General features: G+C 32.1%; 26 protein-coding genes. All 26 read right to left on the bottom strand.

From position 1 onward, the window contains the following. Positions 1–94: 94 nt before the first annotated feature. The 26 genes from ACSLFW_RS13570 to ACSLFW_RS13445 all read right to left on the bottom strand — a co-directional run bounded on the left by ACSLFW_RS13570 (position 95) and on the right by ACSLFW_RS13445 (position 18537). A complete protein-coding gene (locus ACSLFW_RS13570) occupies positions 95–1102 on the bottom strand; it encodes a hypothetical protein (protein WP_436556195.1) in 1008 nt (335 codons plus the stop codon). Positions 1103–1290: 188 nt separating this feature from the next. Then, positions 1291–1584, bottom strand: coding sequence for a type II toxin-antitoxin system RelE/ParE family toxin (locus ACSLFW_RS13565; RefSeq protein ID WP_436556194.1), 294 nt, complete (start codon positions 1582–1584; stop codon positions 1291–1293). Then, entirely contained in the window at positions 1585–1827 is a 243-nt protein-coding gene (locus tag ACSLFW_RS13560; protein WP_436557449.1) for a type II toxin-antitoxin system ParD family antitoxin, read from the bottom strand. Positions 1828–2041: 214 nt separating this feature from the next. After that, positions 2042–2548 carry a hypothetical protein gene (locus ACSLFW_RS13555; RefSeq protein WP_436556193.1) on the bottom strand — a complete coding sequence of 169 codons (507 nt, stop codon included), beginning with the start codon at positions 2546–2548 and terminating at the stop codon, positions 2042–2044. Positions 2549–2701: 153 nt separating this feature from the next. Continuing rightward, positions 2702–3148, bottom strand: coding sequence for a hypothetical protein (locus ACSLFW_RS13550; protein WP_436556192.1), 447 nt, complete (start codon positions 3146–3148; stop codon positions 2702–2704). A 182-nt stretch (positions 3149–3330) separates the two neighbouring features. Then, entirely contained in the window at positions 3331–3729 is a 399-nt protein-coding gene (locus tag ACSLFW_RS13545; protein WP_436556191.1) for a hypothetical protein, read from the bottom strand. A gap of 168 nt (positions 3730–3897) precedes the next feature. Next, positions 3898–4698 (bottom strand): DUF2971 domain-containing protein, encoded by an 801-nt coding sequence (locus ACSLFW_RS13540; RefSeq protein WP_436556190.1) that lies wholly within the window; start codon positions 4696–4698, stop codon positions 3898–3900. 189 nt (positions 4699–4887) lie between these two features. Continuing rightward, positions 4888–5469 carry a hypothetical protein gene (locus tag ACSLFW_RS13535; protein ID WP_436556189.1) on the bottom strand — a complete coding sequence of 194 codons (582 nt, stop codon included), beginning with the start codon at positions 5467–5469 and terminating at the stop codon, positions 4888–4890. A 167-nt stretch (positions 5470–5636) separates the two neighbouring features. Continuing rightward, complete coding sequence (locus ACSLFW_RS13530) at positions 5637–5990, bottom strand: immunity protein Imm33 domain-containing protein (protein WP_436556188.1); 354 nt, start codon at positions 5988–5990, stop codon at positions 5637–5639. 186 nt (positions 5991–6176) lie between these two features. Then, positions 6177–6707 carry a hypothetical protein gene (locus tag ACSLFW_RS13525; protein ID WP_436556187.1) on the bottom strand — a complete coding sequence of 177 codons (531 nt, stop codon included), beginning with the start codon at positions 6705–6707 and terminating at the stop codon, positions 6177–6179. Positions 6708–6881: 174 nt separating this feature from the next. After that, positions 6882–7466 carry a hypothetical protein gene (locus ACSLFW_RS13520; RefSeq protein WP_436556186.1) on the bottom strand — a complete coding sequence of 195 codons (585 nt, stop codon included), beginning with the start codon at positions 7464–7466 and terminating at the stop codon, positions 6882–6884. Positions 7467–7575: 109 nt separating this feature from the next. Then, entirely contained in the window at positions 7576–8151 is a 576-nt protein-coding gene (locus tag ACSLFW_RS13515; protein ID WP_436556185.1) for a hypothetical protein, read from the bottom strand. 168 nt (positions 8152–8319) lie between these two features. After that, positions 8320–8829, bottom strand: coding sequence for a hypothetical protein (locus ACSLFW_RS13510; protein ID WP_436556184.1), 510 nt, complete (start codon positions 8827–8829; stop codon positions 8320–8322). A gap of 108 nt (positions 8830–8937) precedes the next feature. Continuing rightward, positions 8938–9606 carry a hypothetical protein gene (locus ACSLFW_RS13505; RefSeq protein ID WP_436556162.1) on the bottom strand — a complete coding sequence of 223 codons (669 nt, stop codon included), beginning with the start codon at positions 9604–9606 and terminating at the stop codon, positions 8938–8940. A gap of 165 nt (positions 9607–9771) precedes the next feature. Beyond that, positions 9772–10164, bottom strand: coding sequence for a DUF4359 domain-containing protein (locus tag ACSLFW_RS13500; protein ID WP_436556183.1), 393 nt, complete (start codon positions 10162–10164; stop codon positions 9772–9774). Between the two features lie 180 nt (positions 10165–10344). Further along, positions 10345–10986, bottom strand: coding sequence for a hypothetical protein (locus ACSLFW_RS13495; protein ID WP_436556182.1), 642 nt, complete (start codon positions 10984–10986; stop codon positions 10345–10347). A 238-nt stretch (positions 10987–11224) separates the two neighbouring features. Beyond that, entirely contained in the window at positions 11225–11716 is a 492-nt protein-coding gene (locus tag ACSLFW_RS13490) for a hypothetical protein (RefSeq protein WP_436556181.1), read from the bottom strand. 649 nt (positions 11717–12365) lie between these two features. Further along, positions 12366–12716: a hypothetical protein gene (locus ACSLFW_RS13485; RefSeq protein WP_436556180.1), complete on the bottom strand. Its 351-nt coding sequence runs from the start codon at positions 12714–12716 to the stop codon at positions 12366–12368. 189 nt (positions 12717–12905) lie between these two features. After that, a complete protein-coding gene (locus tag ACSLFW_RS13480; protein ID WP_436556179.1) occupies positions 12906–13292 on the bottom strand; it encodes a hypothetical protein in 387 nt (128 codons plus the stop codon). Positions 13293–13468: 176 nt separating this feature from the next. Next, a complete protein-coding gene (locus ACSLFW_RS13475) occupies positions 13469–13966 on the bottom strand; it encodes a hypothetical protein (RefSeq protein WP_436556178.1) in 498 nt (165 codons plus the stop codon). Between the two features lie 475 nt (positions 13967–14441). Next, positions 14442–14864: a hypothetical protein gene (locus ACSLFW_RS13470; RefSeq protein WP_436556177.1), complete on the bottom strand. Its 423-nt coding sequence runs from the start codon at positions 14862–14864 to the stop codon at positions 14442–14444. A 42-nt stretch (positions 14865–14906) separates the two neighbouring features. Continuing rightward, positions 14907–15566, bottom strand: a complete 660-nt coding sequence (locus ACSLFW_RS13465) for a hypothetical protein (protein WP_436556176.1) — start codon at positions 15564–15566, stop codon at positions 14907–14909. A 501-nt stretch (positions 15567–16067) separates the two neighbouring features. Next, a complete protein-coding gene (locus tag ACSLFW_RS13460) occupies positions 16068–16565 on the bottom strand; it encodes a hypothetical protein (protein WP_436556175.1) in 498 nt (165 codons plus the stop codon). A gap of 179 nt (positions 16566–16744) precedes the next feature. Further along, the gene (locus ACSLFW_RS13455) at positions 16745–17407 is read right to left on the bottom strand and encodes an ankyrin repeat domain-containing protein (protein ID WP_436556174.1); all 663 of its coding nucleotides are present in this window, start codon (positions 17405–17407) and stop codon (positions 16745–16747) included. A 169-nt stretch (positions 17408–17576) separates the two neighbouring features. Further along, positions 17577–17969, bottom strand: a complete 393-nt coding sequence (locus ACSLFW_RS13450; RefSeq protein ID WP_436556173.1) for a DUF4359 domain-containing protein — start codon at positions 17967–17969, stop codon at positions 17577–17579. A gap of 184 nt (positions 17970–18153) precedes the next feature. Then, the gene (locus tag ACSLFW_RS13445; protein WP_436556172.1) at positions 18154–18537 is read right to left on the bottom strand and encodes a hypothetical protein; all 384 of its coding nucleotides are present in this window, start codon (positions 18535–18537) and stop codon (positions 18154–18156) included. Positions 18538–18713 lie beyond the last annotated feature (176 nt).

Genomic DNA, 18713 nt, shown 5'->3' with positions numbered 1-18713 from the left:
CTTTCGGTGACCGTGAACGAAATTATGAAAAAGAAATGAAGTATCGAACACAAAACAGGCAATTGCATAAAACTGCATGTTATAGGCAGCTTAACTATTCTTTCATTAAAAATCTATCTAAAAAATGAATAATTGAATGTCTTGCTTCTTTGATTAGCATGTATGAATCTTCAGATTTACCATACATTTCACGAAACATCGGATGATTTGCAACATCCAGAACTTTTTCAAAATCTTGTATCAAATTTACTTTTTTTTCTTTTGTTTTTGCAGTTTTTAAATCTTTATATGTTTCAAGTCCAATTTCATAAAGCCAAGGATAATCATCTTTAAAGAAGCTTATCATCATAAGAAAACTTAGATTTGGGTCATTTGATCCAATTTCCATATGTATCATTTCTTCAAGCATAAATGGATGAAATCTTCTTTTTCTTCTTTTGTAGTCCAAGTCAAATCTACTTTCAATTCTAGACGGCAAATTGTCCATCATATTTTTGAATTCTTCTAGTAATTTATTTGAAGGCAAACCTTTATCAACAGAAGTCATTGCAAGTCTTAGATCAGAAATCGCTTCGACAATATCAGCTAAAGATCTTTCTTCAATATTTCCGCTTTCTTTTAAAACCTTTAAATCAAGTGATACAGAAATAGGATTATGTACTTCACTACTTCCAGATTCTATTGATTGCACTTGAGACTTTATTTCTTCCTTTACATTTTCGACGTTATCCAGGTTTTGTAAATCAAATTGAATAATTCTTGTTGCAGCAACGTCAAAAGGAATGTCATCATCTTTTCGAATTAACTGTACAAGAGGTTTTCTAATAGCGTGCCTAATTGCCAACTCATAAAATACATTTGGATTTTTATCTGTTAAATCAGCAATTACAAGTTCTGCATCAACGATATGACCAATAATTTGTGTAGTAATAATTCCTGGCTCAGAAATTTTGTCTGCCCGAATAACAGTATATCCTAATTCTTCAACTGGCTTAGTTATTATATGTTTTAAAACTTGATTTGAGCGCTCTCTAGTTTCTGAGCCTTCTTGTCCTATAGGAGAAATTACAAAACAGATTTTTTTCTTGGTTTCTGTTGACATAGTATAAAATAGTTAAATTTAATTTTATGGCTCAAAAAGTTGCCTATAACGCCCGGCAGCTTCACGCCGGTGCGGCGGTTTGGGAACTGAGTACTTTCGGTGACCGCGAACGAAGTTATGAAAAAGAAATGAACTAACGAGCACCAAAAAGGCCGCTCTGGCGTTAAGCTGCTCGTTATGTGAGGTTCTTATAATTTACTTTTCAAATCCATCATTCCATGTAAAACTCTTTCGATTTCAATTTCATTCTTTGAAATTTCCCGATAGAAAATTATGTGTTCACCACATTTGTAACCAAGCACATTCAATGAAAGAATTTCATATGATTTTCCTAGTTTTGGATTGTCGGATAAATCCATGCATGAAGCAATTATTAAATTATAATATTTCTCAGCTTGATTTTCAGACCAAGTCTCAACTGTATAATCCCAAATTTCTATTAAATCGTTAAGTGCTCTTCTGGTAAATTTATATTTTGCCATTTATCTTTTTCTAGCTTTTAGAGTTTCTAAAAACTTTTTCGGTTCAAAATCTTCAACAATTCCACTATCGATACCTTCCTGTATAGCTTTCCGCAAGGAAATTATTCTGTTTTCTTCTTCTTCAAGAAGACGAAGCCCTGCGCGTACAACTTCACTTGCGTTATTAAACCTACCATTATTGACAGTACTTTCGATGAAACTTTCAAAATGATTTCCTAGCGATATAGATGTGTTACGTCCCATATTTAATTTTTTAGCTAAGTTACCAAAAAATGGTAATTTGGCAAATTTTTTCACAATGTTTCTCGCGGAATCTCACATAACGCCAAGGGCTTTGCGAAGTTGCGGCAATTTCGGAGCCGAGTACTTTCGGTGACCGTGAACGAAGTTATGGAAAAAACTGGTTCAGTTTTGAAGATTGTGCCGCAATTTTGCCAAGCCCACGTTGGCTGTCAGGTTACTCTAATTTTGTGATTCCATATTCAATTTTAGCTTCTTTAAATATTGATTTGATTAAATCGTATTTCTCAGCGCAATATTCTCCTAAATCAAGATTTTTATCACTTGAACGAATATGATTACATCCAAAACAAATTTCTATATAAGCAATTATTTTATTATTGCCATTAATGAAAAATATTGCATTTCTTGGCATATAGCACTTAATATCTTCAATAGCATATGGAATTTTCTTGTAAGTATAATTATAAATAATATCGGTAAGTTTTTCGATTTGCTTAGGGTTTAATGTTGAAACTTCATCATACATCTCTGGTTGAAATATATCTTTGTTTAATTTAATCGAATCTATTTGATTGATTAGTTCATGTCCGACAAGGTTATTATCAATTTTGTTTTTAAATGAAATTATTTTTATTTCTTTAGAATCCGAAAATGGAAATTTACCTAAACGTTCAGTTAATGAAATGTTTTTTGTTTTTTTACATTTCGAATTGTTTTCCATGCGCGTCTGCGAATAGGAAATTTGTGCAACCAATAATAGAAATAATAAGTTCTTCATATTATACATTTTGTCCTAAACTTGCAGCCAACGCCAAGGGCTTTGCGAAGTTGCGGCAATTTCGGAGCCGAGTACTTTCGGTGACCCAAGACGAAGTTATGAAAAAAGCTGTTTCAATTTTGCACGAAATGCCGCAATTTTGCCAAGCCCAGGTTGGGCGGTCGCTTTTTCAACAAACATCTCATGATAAACTTTTAATTGCTCTGGAAATTCTTCTTCATAAAATGGATAAGAAATTCCTTCAATGTTAATTTCAAAAATATCCGAATCCATTCCGGAAATTGACTTGCTTTGTCCAATAATCTCAATTCCTCTTTCGCTTATTACTTTTAGATTTGGAATATTCATTGTTAAAATTAATTTCTCTTCATCACTATCTGTGAAACTGATATTATTTTCAACACAATAATTTTTAAAAAATTTATACCCAGAATCAACTTCAATAAAATTAATTTTGCCAATTACAACTCCCATTGGCGCATCAGATTTCTCAAATTGCGTTGTTCCAATTAAATTATTCTCGACGAAAATTTTATATAACATAGTTTCTCTGTTTAGAAAGATTTTCCTAAAAGTGTCGCCCAACGCCCGGCAGCTTTATGAAGTTGCCGGAATTTCGGAGCCGAGTTCTTTCGGTGACCGAAAACGAAATTATGAAAAAGAAATGAACTATCGAGCACAAAAACAGGCAATTGCATAAAACTGCTCGTTGGGTCGCTGTTTGACTAAATTTCTTTAATCGCTTTTCGATTTTTAAAAATCCAAACTCCTAAAACTATTGTTATGGAATAAATTATAACCCATAATAATTGTTCAATACCACGTTCAATAAATCCTTTATCTAAAATATAAAATGTAATCCAGACGGAAATAAAGCTGTAAATACTCAAAATAATTTTTAATTTGTTTTCTTTAATTTTTTTAATCAATCTTGATTGAATTATCTGAAATATAATCATTGCCGGTATTGAAAAAATAAATCCACATATAAACATTATAAAAATTAAACTTGATGAATCTAAAACTGAATCAAATTTAGAATCGTTAACAATTAATAAAGCTAAAAACAAAAGTAAAGGCGATACAATTATTGTGAAAAGCCAAACTTTAAATGTATAGTTCATTTTGATTTGATTTTATGTTTAAATAGCGCCCAACGGCCAGGGCTTTGCGAAGTTGCGGCAATTTCGAAGCCGAGTACTTTCGGTGACCGGAAACGAAGTTATGGAAAAAACTAGAACAATTTTGCACAAGGAGGCCGCAATTTTGCCAAGCCCATGTTAGGCACTGGCTTAGAGAATTTTACGTCGAGAAATTTCAAATTTAAATGGAACTTTTTCTATTTGGTAAACAGGAAAATTTCTATCTTTTGCAATTTCAATTATTTCATTTTTTGTCTTAGTTGAAATGTTTAAACCTAAGATAATCTCTTCAATATGCTCGTCTTGAAATGTGACAATTCTATTCGGTTTTTTTGGAAACATATCAAAATAAATATTCATCATTCTATATTCCTCTTCGTATTTCCATTCTAAGCTTTTATAAAAAGGTTTGAACAATGCGGCATTTAAGTCGTTGTTCAATGGGTCAAAAACCGGAAAATCTTTAGTGTAAATTACATTTCCTCCTTTCCCAAATAATCTAGAATTTCTTAGCGTAAATTCATTAAATCCAATGCAAAATCCTTGATGATAATTTGCATAATGTGACCACATTAAAATTGAATCCCACCGACCGCTAAAGGAAACAACCCCTAAAAAATCGTTTGTATATGAATCTTCAATTTTTTCATGCTCCAATTGATATTGACTAATATTTTGAAGCTTTCTTTTTAAATTAGCTTTTTCAACATCAAAATTTCTATTATTTTCTATCAACCAATCTTTATGTTCTGATATCGAATCTTCGACGTATTGATTAAGTTTTTCATTAGAATCAAGTAGAAAATGATTTTTATAAATTTTACAATCGAAAGGGTCGTTGAACAAATTTGCTGATGCACAAAACAGCGAATTTTCTTTTAATACCTTTTGGTGATTTTCATCATCCCAATTTCGATATTTGTAAATAATTTTGGGAATTGTGTCGTCCATTTTTATTGATTTATTTCAAAGTATGTTGTCGCATCGTACGGCAGCTAGTGCCTAACGCCAAGGGCTTTGCGAAGTTGCGGCAATTTCGGAGCCGAGTACTTTCGGTGACCGTGAACGAAGTTATGGAAAATACTGGTTCAATTTTGCAGATTGTGCCGCAATTTTGCCAAGCCCATGTTAGCAGAGGTTTCAATTATAGTACTTTTTTTCAAATTTAATTATTTGGTTTAACATAAACTGGTTTTCAATATTTCTTTGTAACGTATCTAGTTTTTCTTCAAACTCTTTGCTCCTTTTTTTCGCCGCGCTTTTGTCAATTTTATTCTCAACATTTTCACTTTCTTTCTTTTCGATAAAATCAATCCACTTTTTTAGATAATCTTTTTTACTTTTTGCAAAGTTTCCATTTTGATTTTTATCCGAAATGTTTAGTTCAGAAATTGATTTTTCCACTTCAGCTCTTAGCCGCGTTTGTTGATGGCCATAATAAGTTCCACCATAATTTAATAAGGAATATAAATTATTAATCATTAAGAAATTTGTTGTCAATTTATTTCTCAATATTATATTTTCACCATTTCTCAATCTTTTATCGGCAGCATATTTAATGCACAAACTGTCTTTTTGCATTTCACTTAATGAATTGTCAGTAACGATTTCGTCGATTGAATCGATTTTGACAGCCGATGATTTTGGCACGGAAGTTTTTTCGTTTTTATTGCACGAAAGAAGATGTAATAACAAAATGAAACAAATCGTTCTTATTTTCATATTCGTTGTTTTTTAGGAAATCTCTGCTAACGCCAAGGGCTTTGCGAAGTTGCGGCAACTTCGGAGCCGAGTACTTTCGGTGACCGTGAACGAAGTTATGGAAAATACTGGTTCAATTTTGCAGATTGTGCCGCAATTTTGCCAAGCCCATGTTGGCTGCCGTACTATTATTTTATTTTTTCAATTTTCCATTCACTTTTAATATTTTTTCTAGTTGCAATATAACCTAAAGGCAAATCTGCTAATTTGAATAATGTGGGATCAATTTTTAAAATTTCTTCAAGCGAGATAACTTTAGCAACTTCTTCGAAATTTTCAAATTTGTCATCACTGAAAAATTGCCAAGCACCATCTTCTTTATCGTGGCTGACATATGTAATTTCTTTTTTATCTATAACTACAAACTTGGTTGTAAAAATTGCTGTCTTTGGTGAATCACTAAATCTTTTTTGTGATTGCGAATTTGCTTTTCCAAAACCAAATATTGATATTACAAGAATTAAAAAGGCTTTATTTTTCATATGTCATTTTGATTTTTTTATGCGCAATATTGGGTATGGCAGCCAACGCCCGGCAGCTTTATGAAGTTGCCGGAATTTCGGAGCCGAGTTCTTTCGGTGACCGTGAACGAAATTATGAAAAAAAAATGAACTATCGAGCACAAAAACAGGCAATTGCATAAAACTGCTCGTTGGAGGCAGTTATAATTATTCTTCTCTATATTCATCAATGAAATCCTTAATGAAAATCTTATTGTCTAATTTAATATTAGGAATATATTTATATTTTCCTGTAGCTTTATTTTCACTATTTTTTTGTGTTTCATACGTCACATTTTCCGAAAAATCGAGATTCGGATGAATTGATTGAACTTTAGCTGAACATGTACATCGATCAATACTTTCATCATATGCTTCTAAAACAATATTGCTTAATATTATTTCATCTTTTGCAAAATGATCTTCACCTTCGACATATTTTAAATCTTCATGAACTTCAATTTCTTCAAGATTAGAAATTAAAAATTTTTTGTAATCATTCTGCATATTTCCAAATGTGTCATATTTGATACCTTCATAGCTTTTCGAAGCTTCATTCAATGTCCAACATTCAATTAAATCATTTTTTATACTTTTCTTTAGCAATTCGATTGTCTCATCGTTATCGCATGTCATCTTATGATTGCATGCCGATAATAGAATAATTCCCGCAATAAAGATAAATCTTACGTTCTTCATTTTTATATGTTTGTTGTCGTGAATAATTGCCTCCAACGCCAAGGGCTTTGCGAAGTTGCGGCAATTTCGGAGCCGAGTACTTTCGGTGACCGAAAACGAAGTTATGGAAAATACTGTTACAATTTTGCAGATTGTGCCGCAATTTTGCCAAGCCCATGTTAGCGGCTGTCGTTATTAGTTCATTTGAATTTCTTTTATTTTTGGAGCTGGCGGCGGTGGCGGTGGCGGCGGTAACATTTTGTAATTTAAATTTTCAAAATCTATATTTTTATCAAGTCTTAAAAATTTCTTTTGCTTTTTGAATGTTCTCAAAATTGAAGCGACATTATAAAACACATTGGTCACTTTATCTCCATAAACAAAAATTGAATCAATTTTGTTTGCCTTTACGACCAACAATCTAAATGCAGTTCCATCGGATAAATGATCATCTGAATAATCTGAAAGATATTTTCTAAAATCAATTTTTTCGAGTTGATTAAATATTGAATCTTTTTCGCCAGATTTTAGAATTGCGTAATAATTTCCTTTAGGATATTCAAATCGATCTTCAAAATAAATTGTATCGCTTGAGTTGAGCTTTAATGAGTAATCAGAATGCATACTTGCATTTGAAAAAATAAATGTTTTTATGTTATGTTCTTTCTCGTTGCTTTTGCAGCAAGCTAAGAAAAATGATAGAAATATTAATAATTGTTTCATATCTTTTTGATTATGCGCAATCTTGGCGCGATAGCCGCTAACGCCCGGCAGCTTCACGCCGGTGCGGCGGTTTCGGAGCTGAGTTCTTTCGGTGACCGCAAACGAAGTTATGAAAAAGATTTGAACTTTTTTGCAACTATTTGCCGCTCTGGCGTTAAGCTGCTCGTTACCGGCTGTCGCTTAGATGCTGAATTATTTCTTTATCTCCGTATAAATTTATTTTGTAAACTTCAAAATTTTCACTTTCAGAAATTATTGAATCACAATTCCAACAATAAATATTTTCAATTTTTTGAATTGATTTTATAAAATCTAAAGCTTTTATTTTCGATGAAAACTCAAATTCAGAAGAGAAAAATGTTTCCTGTGATTTAATTTTTGAGAAAGGATTGTCTTTTATATCAAAATTTTCATCACCTATTAAAGCTTGATTACAATTATCGTTTATTTTTAAACGTGAAATTACCTTTCCATTGCTGACTATTGTTACAAAGCAATTATAACCACATTTGATAAATTCAAGTGTCTTTTTCCCTTTCCAATCATTAATTATTTTGTTGATTGAATTTCCATCTTTTATAATTATCTGTTCAGGAATTTCTCCTTCTCCTAGTACAACATTTGGACTTCTGCGTACATAAATTTCATATTTATTTTCTGAATTTAAGAAGCTTAGAATTCGCTCTTGAGAAAAAGAGTTAGTGACGGAGAATAATACAAAAATATACAAGAGGTTTTTCATACACGTGATGTTTTGCGATTGCCGGTAACGCCCGGCAGCTTTGCGAAGTTGCGGCAACTTCAAAGCTGAGTTCTTTCGGCGACCGGAAACGAAGTTATGGAAAACTGACAAACTTTTTTGCAGATTAGGCCGCAATTTTGCCAAGCTGCTCGTTGTATGCTGGTTTAATTATTTGCAGCCGTTTGATTCTTGGACAGTTTTTCCTTTGCTTGTATTATCTGTAACAAAATAAATAAGTGAGTTTGCGTTTTCGTCATCAACTTTTAAGTCAGGATTTATGACACAAACTTCGAATGCTATATTTTTCTTTTCTAACATTTTTTTCAAATTTATTCCAACAATCGAATAATTTTTTGTTAGTGACTTTAAATTAATTTTTTGTTGAAGTTTTCCAGTTGAAGCAATTTTTATACTATTTGAATCAATTGTTTCTATGTAACCTTCTTTTTGAATGAACTCAGTCATTTTAATTGATTCAATAAAAAATCCATCAGACAAAACTGTAAATGTTTTTTCATCGTTATCAAATTCAATTTTGTGCTTGTCTGGACAAATCCAACAGCTTTGGAATAAAATCAACACAAGTAACAAAATTATTTTTCTCATAAATTCTTTGCGTTCCGTTCGGTAAAACTTGCATACAACGCCAAGGGCTTTGCGAAGTTGCGGCAACTTCAAAGCTGAGTTCTTTCGGTGACCGTGAACGAAGTTATGAAAAATACTGTTACAATTTTGCAACTGACTGCCGCAATTTTGCCAAGCCCATGTTAGCTGATGTGTTAATTATCAAATAAATGTTCCTATTTCTAATTTTTCTTTTTCGATACATGCATTGTCCGCAAACCACTCAATCAATACTTTTTTCAGCTCTGATTTGTTAACGGTATTTTGTTTCTTTCTGACTTTTAAATAATTTTCATTTGTAATCTTTTCAACTAATTGCTTTACATTTTTTATTCTAATTTCTTTTGCAAATCGGTTACTTAAGTAAATTGAAAAAATTGAAAATAAGCATCCCAAAATTCCAATTTTTAAATCTATAAAAAGTGTAACGAATGAGATTATAGAAATTGGAAATAATATATAAAATATAAATACTGGAGGATTTAAAATGTTTAATTTAAAACCAATGTTATTTTCAATTTTTCTAACAACCTTAATTCTATTTTCTCTTGGAAATAAGTCATTGAGTTTAGTTTCTGGTTTGAAATTTTCTTTTTTAAATACGTTTTCTTCAACAACAGATTTCCTTAACTTGTAAAACGCTTGTTGAGTTGTGCAACTTTCTATATTTTCAAAATCAATTTTAGAAATTATTAATTCTGAGAATTCGTCAAAACTTTTTACATTTTTGAGCTCTTCATTTGTAAATTGAAACTGATACATTTTTTCAATTTCAGGAATACAATCTTCAAGATTTTCGATTTCGTATTTATCAAACTTAAGTGTTCTCATCGTCTCGTTTTTTTAAACATATCAGCTAACGCCCGGCAGCTTCACGCCGGTGCGGCAGTTTCGGAGCTGAGTTCTTTCGGTGACCGTGAACGAAGTTATGAAAAATAGACGAACAATTTGCAACTAATTGCCGCTCTGGCGTTAAGCTGCTCGTTATGGGCAGGATTAATATTCTTCTGATGGTTTTGCTTCTTCTATTTGTGAACCATTAAAGGAATTTTCAAAACTTTCTTTTACTTCTTTTGATAGAAATACATTCCCAAAAATGCCAAATCCAATTATTTTACTATTTTCTTTCCAAGTCCCTCTCGTCAAAGAAAATATGACATAATTATCTCGGGTAACAGCATTATCAATTAACTTTTCTGCAAATGAATTTCCAATCATTATTCCGAGATTTTTAAATCCGTCAGATTCCTCATCCGATAAAGAGTTTTGAACACGACGATTGAATAATGATTTTAATTCTTGTTTATGATCATCAACACTAGGATTAGTAATGATTGCGAATAAAACTATAATAATTAAAATTGTAATTAGCCAACTAGGTCTTTTCATTTTATCATGATTTAGGTTGCGTCACTCGAAATCTTGCCCATAACGCCCGGCAGCTTCACGCCGGTGCGGCGGTTTCGGAACAGAGTTCTTTCGGTGACCGTGAACGAAGTTATGAAAAAGATTTGAACTAACGACCACAAAAAGGCCGCTCTGGCGTTAAGCTGCTCGTTAGAGGCTGTTTTAACCATTTTCTTTTTCGTGTTTCCAAAAATCTTCTGTCAAATAAAAAACTGTATCAATAAAATACAAAACCTCATTTCTTGTCAAAACATTTTCGTCGTGTAAATCTTCTAATATAATTCCTAATTTAGGATTATAATAATCGTTGTTGCGACTATTTTTAAAACCATTCAATGTCAAAAATAATTTTACTTCTTCAAGATTCGTATTATTTGTAACCGAAACGTAAGCCTGTTGAACTACACAATATAAAATTTCATTTTCTTTTGTAAATCCTATCAATTCATAAGCTGTATCTGGAAAGAAATAATTGTGAAGCAATAAATTGTAGAAATAATCTTTCCACGATGTGTAATAAATTGAATCATTTAATTTCAGAACATATTCAGCATCTTTTAAATATACTTTTTGCTCTGCTCCTTCACTCACATATTGAGTAAAGTCAATTTCTTCAATCCAAAGTTTATTCCGAAAAATAAAATTTTCTAATCTCTCTGTTTCTTCACTTTTGAGATGCTTTGCATTTTCAACTCCTGAGCTTGTTGCTTCGCCATTTTTAAGGTAACTGGTGATTGATTGGATAGTTGCTCCAAACCTAATTTCGCTCTTTCCTGAAAGGACATTTTGTAATTCATATCTCAAATGATTTTGCATTGACAAATATAAATATTTTTTTCAACACAATAAATGTAAGTCTTAAGTTCCGGATTTGTCTATCGGCGACTAAAAATAGCCTCTAACGCCCGGCAGCTTCACGCCGGTGCGGCGGTTTCGGAGCTGAGTGCTTTCGGTGACCATGAACGAAGTTATGAAAAATATGCGAACAATTTTGCAGAAAATGCCGCACTGGCGTTAAGCTGCTCGTTACCAGCTGGCAAAATTAAATGAAATCTGTATCTGAAAGTATTAACCAATTATTACCTTCTCCATTTATATCAATATGTCCAGAGTTTTGATGAAAATTCTTTTCGGTTTGTTTATCACATGGTGAATATATGATTTGAACGCTATTCAATTTTCTAATATTATAACCTGATTTCACATTAAATTTAAAAGTTACTTTTTCGACACAATCCAATTCTTCATCAGAACTAATTTCTACACTTTCGATTCCAATTTCTTCTAACTTTTCTTGATATTCCTCAGTAATCTTTTTTGACAGTTCTGCTAAATTTGGCTCTTCTTTAGCGTTTAAATATTTTGATTTTATATCCTTGATCACTTTTTCGAACTGGTTACGGTTTTCTGCAAATTCTTCTGAATTTTGCTTGAACCATTTTTCATAATTTGGATTTGCCCAATCATAAACGAACCAAGAAATTATAATTCCTAACAGAATGTATGCTGTAAATGATATTTTCTGGATTTTCATTTGCGTTGTTGTGTAGATTGCTTGCTGGTAACGGCCAGGGCTTCACGCAGTAGCGGCTTTTGGAACGAGTTCTTTCCCCTACCGCAAACAAAGTTATGGAAAAAACTAGTTCATTTTAAAACAAAAACAGCTATTGCGTTAAGCCCTTCGTTATGTGGATGTTGAATTTGATCTCAATCCTGATAAAATTCAAAATCTTCAAGTTGAGTCAGGAAATCTCGTAATAAATAAATTTTAATCATTTTATATATCTGCTACCGTTAGATATCTGAAGTTGTTAAAATTTGTAGTACGAATGTATGCTGATTTATTGCAAGTTAGAGAAAAAAATTATTTGACTTTGTCATTTTTTTCTTCTAACTTAGCCAAGCCTTTTTTAGCGTCTTCGCTTTGAAAATCTATTTTCAGCAAATTCTTTTTGCAAAAGGCTTAGGCAAAAAATTGTCAATTTTCTTCCGCTTCTAATCAGCATACATCAGCAAAAAGTACTATTTATCCGAGAAGTTCCGGCTCAATTTCACATAACGCCCGGCAGCTTTGCGAAGTTGCGGCAACTTCAACGCTGAGTTCTTTCGGTGACCGGAAACGAAGTTATGGAAAACTGACGAACTTTTTTGCAGATTAGGCCGCAATTTTGCCAAGCTGCTCGTTAGCGGTTAGTTTTATCTAAATTAATTTTACGCTGCCAGTTAAATTCTATATATAAATTATAAATTTCTTTGATAATTTTTGATGCCGTTGATTTTCTAATCTTTTGAATTGTTCTATCATATGAGCTCCATATTATTTTATCATCTTCAACTAAAACAGGAAATTTCGATAACTGTTTTATAATTTTTTCTTTTTGACTATTTAATTCTTCTGGAAAATTTAACCCGAAAACAGAATGCAATAAAAATGAATTTTCTAATAATCTTTCTTTTGCGTTGCCTTCGCCAATAATTAATCCTTCAATTAGCATAGAAAATTTTTTTGCTAAATATAAAAAGTTATCATCCATACTTTTTGATTATAAGTTGTAGAGAGCAATAAATTTTCCTAAAAATTACCGCTAACGGCCAGGGCTTTGCGCCGGTGCGGCGATTTCGGAGCCGAGTACTTTCGGTGACCGAGAACGAAGTTATGAAAAATACTGGTACAATTTTGCAACTAATTGCCGCTCTGGCGCCAAGCCCATGTTGGCTTGCAGTTATGCTTGTAAATCTAATAATTTATTTTTTATCGAATTTAATTCTCTTTTTCTACCAATTAATTCATCTGCAATCCATTCGGTAATTCGTTCTCCTTTCTCATGCAAATAAATTCCTGGCTCTATTTCATTTATCCACTCAAATTGTTTTATAAGTGCAATTGGTTTTTCTCTTCCAGATTCTTTTTGTGAAAAAATAAGTGCATCTTCATAGTTTTCGAATGGATAAAAATAATCATCGCCTTCAAAAAAGTCTTCTGCGCCTTTTGATGGATAACACCAAACTCTATATTCCAACACTTGATCATAGAAAAATCCTGCTCCAGTGTTAACTAAAGTTTCATATTCGCCAACTTTATTTGGGTCTATTACTTTTGGAAATTTCATATCTGGATTTTACGGATTTGATAATTGCAGCCAACGCCCGGCAGCTTCACGCCGGTGCGGCGGTTTCGGAGCTGAGTTCTTTCGGTGACCGTGAACGAAGTTATGAAAAATTTGCGAACATTTTGTAACTGATTGCCACTCTGGCGTTAAGCTGCTCGTTAGCAGCCGTTATGAGATTAAAAATGTTCCGTTACTAACGATTTAAATACGGAAGTTTTATTGATGTGATTTTGCAAATTAATATTTTGAATTAAATAATCTTGTCCTAATTCTGCTGAAGTACTAGTCTGCAAAGATTTTAAATATTCAATTTTATTTAATTTGTAATTTTCTATAATCGTATCGGCACCATTAAGATCACTTGGTAAAGACTCTTTTATTATGATATTTTTAAAATTTTCTCTAAAGTTATATATATAGTATTTTTTATGATTGTCCAAATCATATACAATTGATTCAAAATCATTTGTTCCTGTAGTTGGTAAATGATTAACCCAACTAAATAAAAAAATGATATGATTTGTATCTTTTAATTTTTCTTTCAAATTATTAAATATGAATTTGACTGGATTAAATTTTTTTGTTTTAAAATATTCAGTGTCGTTTTCAGAAACATTATGTTTTTGAAGTCCAGATTCTACTTCTAAATAAAATTCATCTGCATTTTTGGTCATTTTCGTATGCGTCGAACAACCAATTATTAAAATGAAAGTGATATAGATAATATAAATTTTGTTCATTGTTAGGACGTTTCGTGTTATAATGGCTGCTAACGCCCGGCAGCTTTATGAAGTTGCCGGAATTTCGGAGCCGAGTTCTTTCGGTGACCGAAAACGAAGTTATGAAAAAGAAATGAACTATCGAGCACAAGAACAGGCAATTGCATAAAGCTGCTCGTTGGCTGCAGCCGTTGTTTTTCTTAGTAGTTGGCTAATGGCTAAATTTTTAATTTACCTAAGTCATTTCTATTCTTTTCTTTACTTTACTTATGTCGTTAATAACATGCCGCTTTCAATCAATACACTTTTTTTATTATTTAAAAACAAAGCATTTTTATTGGGTTGCAACAAGACATCGTTGGACACAAATGATCTATTTTGTTTTAAATAAAAATAGGAGTGTATTCTACACTCCTATTTATTTTACAGTCTAAATTCTTGGTTCATCAGGACGAAGATCGGGTTTAATTATTTCTATTACCTGTTTTGGTGTTGCCCTCCCAAGTAATTTATAAATATCGAAATTATCTCGAATTAGTTTAAACTTTAGGTCAATACATAACTTTCTTAACTTAACCGCTTCTTCGACGCTTTTAAATTTCGAGAATTTCAGTTTTTCTGTAATCCATTTTTCAAATGCATCGTCAGTAAATAAAGCCTCAGAATTAAGATTTTTAGGCAATTTTCCTAAAAAACTAAATGTTTTACTTCTATATTCCTTGTAACTAGGAGTGAAGCTCATTTTCAGGTACCCATCAATTGCCTTTAAATATTCGTCTTGAGATAAATCTTTGACAGGCGACATATATTCTATATCATTACTTTGCGCATTTGATATTGTAACTGCGAACAAGTAAATTAGTATTAGACGGAAATATTGCATATTAATATTTTGTTAGCAAGCGTTTAGACAGTCATTAAAGTCATATATAGCAGATTGATAGTCTCTCCAATATAACCATTCAGCGAACATCATTCCGAATGAGGTTGCTTGTGGATCCTCATAATAATTACACATGTATTCGTCAAGTAAATCAATTGCTAGAGAAACCGCATCCATACAGTGTTCCTGACACGGATGACCATTGGTAACAATTGATGGAGAGCTACCTAATCCATTTGAAATTACAATCCTGATATCTTTCATATCTAGTTTACTTAATTCGGTAAAAAAACTTTTATATGCAATATGATAATCATCTGAAGATTCAACTATGTCATCATAGAGATGTAATGCATCGTTGGTGGAATTAAATTTCGTTAACGAAAGATTGTTACTGATGTAGTCTGAAAATTTTGTGCGATCGTCCATTGGAGCATATTTTAATGCGCTGTCAAGTTTATCAATCATTTCCAGCATATTATATTTCTGGACTTTGTATAAATTACTCGGTAAAATATCACTATCATAAACTTTTTTTAAACTATCTATTAATTTAATGTTAGAGGTGAAATTTTCAACTTCAAATTTAGGTTCATTGTCGTTACATGAGACGATACCAATAGTAGCAATTATTAAGAATGCTAGGACGTAAAATAAATGATTTTTTTTCATAATTTTGGTGAAACTTTTATTAGTTGGGAGTCATACTATTGTGGTCGAAAGCAAAGTATGGCTCTTTTTTTTGGTTGTTTGGTCATAAGAACCATTTAATAACTAACCTCGAAAATAAATGGTAATTCCTTTTTAATTGAAAAATTTCGGAAATAAATTTCAATCATAAATAAGATGGCAAGTCTTGTTTGATTTTCCTGATTTGTAATTTATTTTTTATGATTTACGGAAAAGATAATAACTTTCCAGAATGGGTTAAACATAATGTTTTATTTTTAATTTGCAACAGGTATAAATACCTGTTTTGAAAAAACTTTTAAACAACGCTATATCTGCACAAACTGGGCTACGGTTGCAGCCAACGCCCGGCAGCTTTATGAAGTTGCCGGAATTTCGGAGCCGAGTTCTTTCGGTGACCGAAGACGAAATTATGGAAAAGATTTGAACTATCGAGCACAAGAACAGGCAATTTCATAAAACTGCTCGTTGGCTGTCAGGTTGTTATAAATTTAAATATTCAAAAATTCCATAATAAGAATCTTTTTGCTTTTTTTCATTTTGAACAACTTTTTTAATTGCTGAAATATTTAAATAATGTTTTATTCCACGTTCCCAAGAATTCCATGCGGATTTATCAATTCTACCTTTTGTAAACCAAAGATATTCTTCTGCACATAAATTTAAATAATCAATTACAATTGAAACTTGTTTATCTGATAATTTATAATTGGGATTTTCAAAAATTTCATTTTCAATTTCATTCAAACAATTATTAAATTTTTGATCATACTTTTCATTGTACATAATGAATAGCTCTTTGAACATTTTATCATTTTCAATTCTATCTTGGCGAAGACTAAAAGCGATTGAAATCCCGCCTCCAAATATTGCTATTAATAATTCTAATTTTCTGTCTAAATAATAAAATACCGCAATTCCTAATAAACCAGCGATAATTATCACATATAAATCTGAATATCTTGTAAAATGCTTTTGCATAAGTTCTTATTTACAGAGATTTGTCCTAAACTTGCAGCCAACGCCAAGGGCTTTGCGAAGTTGCGGCAACTTCAAAGCCGAGTACTTTCGGTGACCGTGAACGAAGTTATGGAAAAAACTAGAACAATTTTGCAGATTGTGCCGCAATTTTGCCAAGCCCAGGTTAGTGGCTGTGTTAGTTATTTTAGCACATTTTTCAATTGATTTTTTGTTTCTTCGCTCACATTTAATCTAGGGTAAATTTGGTCGACATAATCGTAAGCAGTTTCACCATTTTTATCTTTTATGGTTTTATCCGCGCCATTTTTCATAAGTAATTTAACTTTATTTAATTCTCCATTAAAAGCCGCTAGCATTAATGCTGTTATTCCATCAACTTCTCTTTGATGATTTATTTCTGCTCCGTTTTTTATCAGAGCTTGAACTATTTCTGTTGTTCCAAATGAACAAGCTGTCATCAAGTTTGAATGACCGTTTTCAGAATAATTGTTGACATTAACTCCTTTACTAATAAAAAATATAACAATTGAACTGCTACTTTGTCCACAAGCATCTTCAAAGTAATACTGCAATTTTTTAAATTTCTTTGTAGAAACTAATTTTTTAACTGCATCAACATTATTCTTTTTCACTGCCACATTTAACGCATTTAATTCCCACGAAGTTTTTATTCGGTAAGTAACATCTGCTCCATTATCAATTAATTTGTTGAATTCTTTAGTATTTCCATTATAAATAGCAAACATCAATGGCGTCCAATCTTCTTTATTGTCGTCCCATTTCTCTTTATGAATAAAACTAAAAGAAATAAAAATCAGTAAGAGTAAAATTGTGTTTTTCATTTTATACGCGATTTTTGGAAACATAGCCACTAACGCCCGGCAGCTTCACGCCGGTGCGGCAGTTTCGGAGCTGAGTTCTTTCGGTGACCGTGAACGAAGTTATGAAAAATAGACGAACAATTTGCAACTAATTGCCGCTCTGGCGTTAAGCTGCTCGTTATGGGCAGGATTAATATTCTTCTGATGGTTTTGCTTCTTCTATTTGTGAACCATTAAAGGAATTTTCAAAACTTTCTTTTACTTCTTTTGATAGAAATACATTCCCAAAAATGCCAAATCCAATTATTTTACTATTTTCTTTCCAAGTCCCTCTCGTCAAAGAAAATATGACATAATTATCTCGGGTAACAGCATTATCAATTAACTTTTCTGCAAATGAATTTCCAATCATTATTCCGAGATTTTTAAATCCGTCAGATTCCTCATCCGATAAAGAGTTTTGAACACGACGATTGAATAATGATTTTAATTCTTGTTTATGATCATCAACACTAGGATTAGTAATGATTGCGACTAAAACTATAATAATTAAAATTGTAATTAGCCAACTAGGTCTTTTCATTTTATCATGATTTAGGTTGCGTCACTCGAAATCTTGCCCATAACGGCCAGGGCTTTGCGATGTTGCGGCGATTTCGGAGCCGAGTACTTTCGGTGACCGTGAACGAAGTTATGAAAAAAGGCGAACAATTTTGCACAAAAATGCCGCAATGGCGCCAAGCCCATGTTGGCTGCCGTTACAATATTTACAATAAACCAGTAATTTCTATGACTTCACATTCAGCAGTTTTAAATCGGCCTTCTACAAAATACGCCTTCAAACCAATTTTTATTCTGTCTCGATGCATTTGAAAAAATTCATCGTTTAAAATCCACATTTGTGCTTTCCCGGAAGTAGAAACTCGCACAGTTTTATCAGTAATAACATTATCCTCATTATCCAAAAACTCAGGCCAAATCATCCACAATCCTTTTTCTTTTTCATCTCCGGCATATAAAAAATCTGAGCGATAACCTTGCATTGGATTTCCTAATCTGTAGTTACCTTCCTCTTTTGATAAAAAACGATATTTCACAATGAAATCACACTTTCTATTTTTTCTTTGTTCGTAAGGAATGTGAATTTCCATATATCCGATTTATTGTTACGCGTCGTTAGTAATGGCAGCCAACGCCAAGGGCTTTGCGAAGTTGCGGCAATTTCGGAGCCGAGTACTTTCGGTGACCATGAACGAAGTTATGGAAAAAAGTAGAACAATTTTGCATAAAAAGGCCGCAATTTTGCCAAGCCCATGTTAACTGACGT

Origin of the sequence: Flavobacterium sp. 3HN19-14 (assembly GCF_051373205.1) — a bacterium.
Taxonomy (GTDB): Bacteria; Bacteroidota; Bacteroidia; order Flavobacteriales; family Flavobacteriaceae; genus Flavobacterium.
This window is presented reverse-complemented; position numbering and strand designations above follow the sequence as displayed.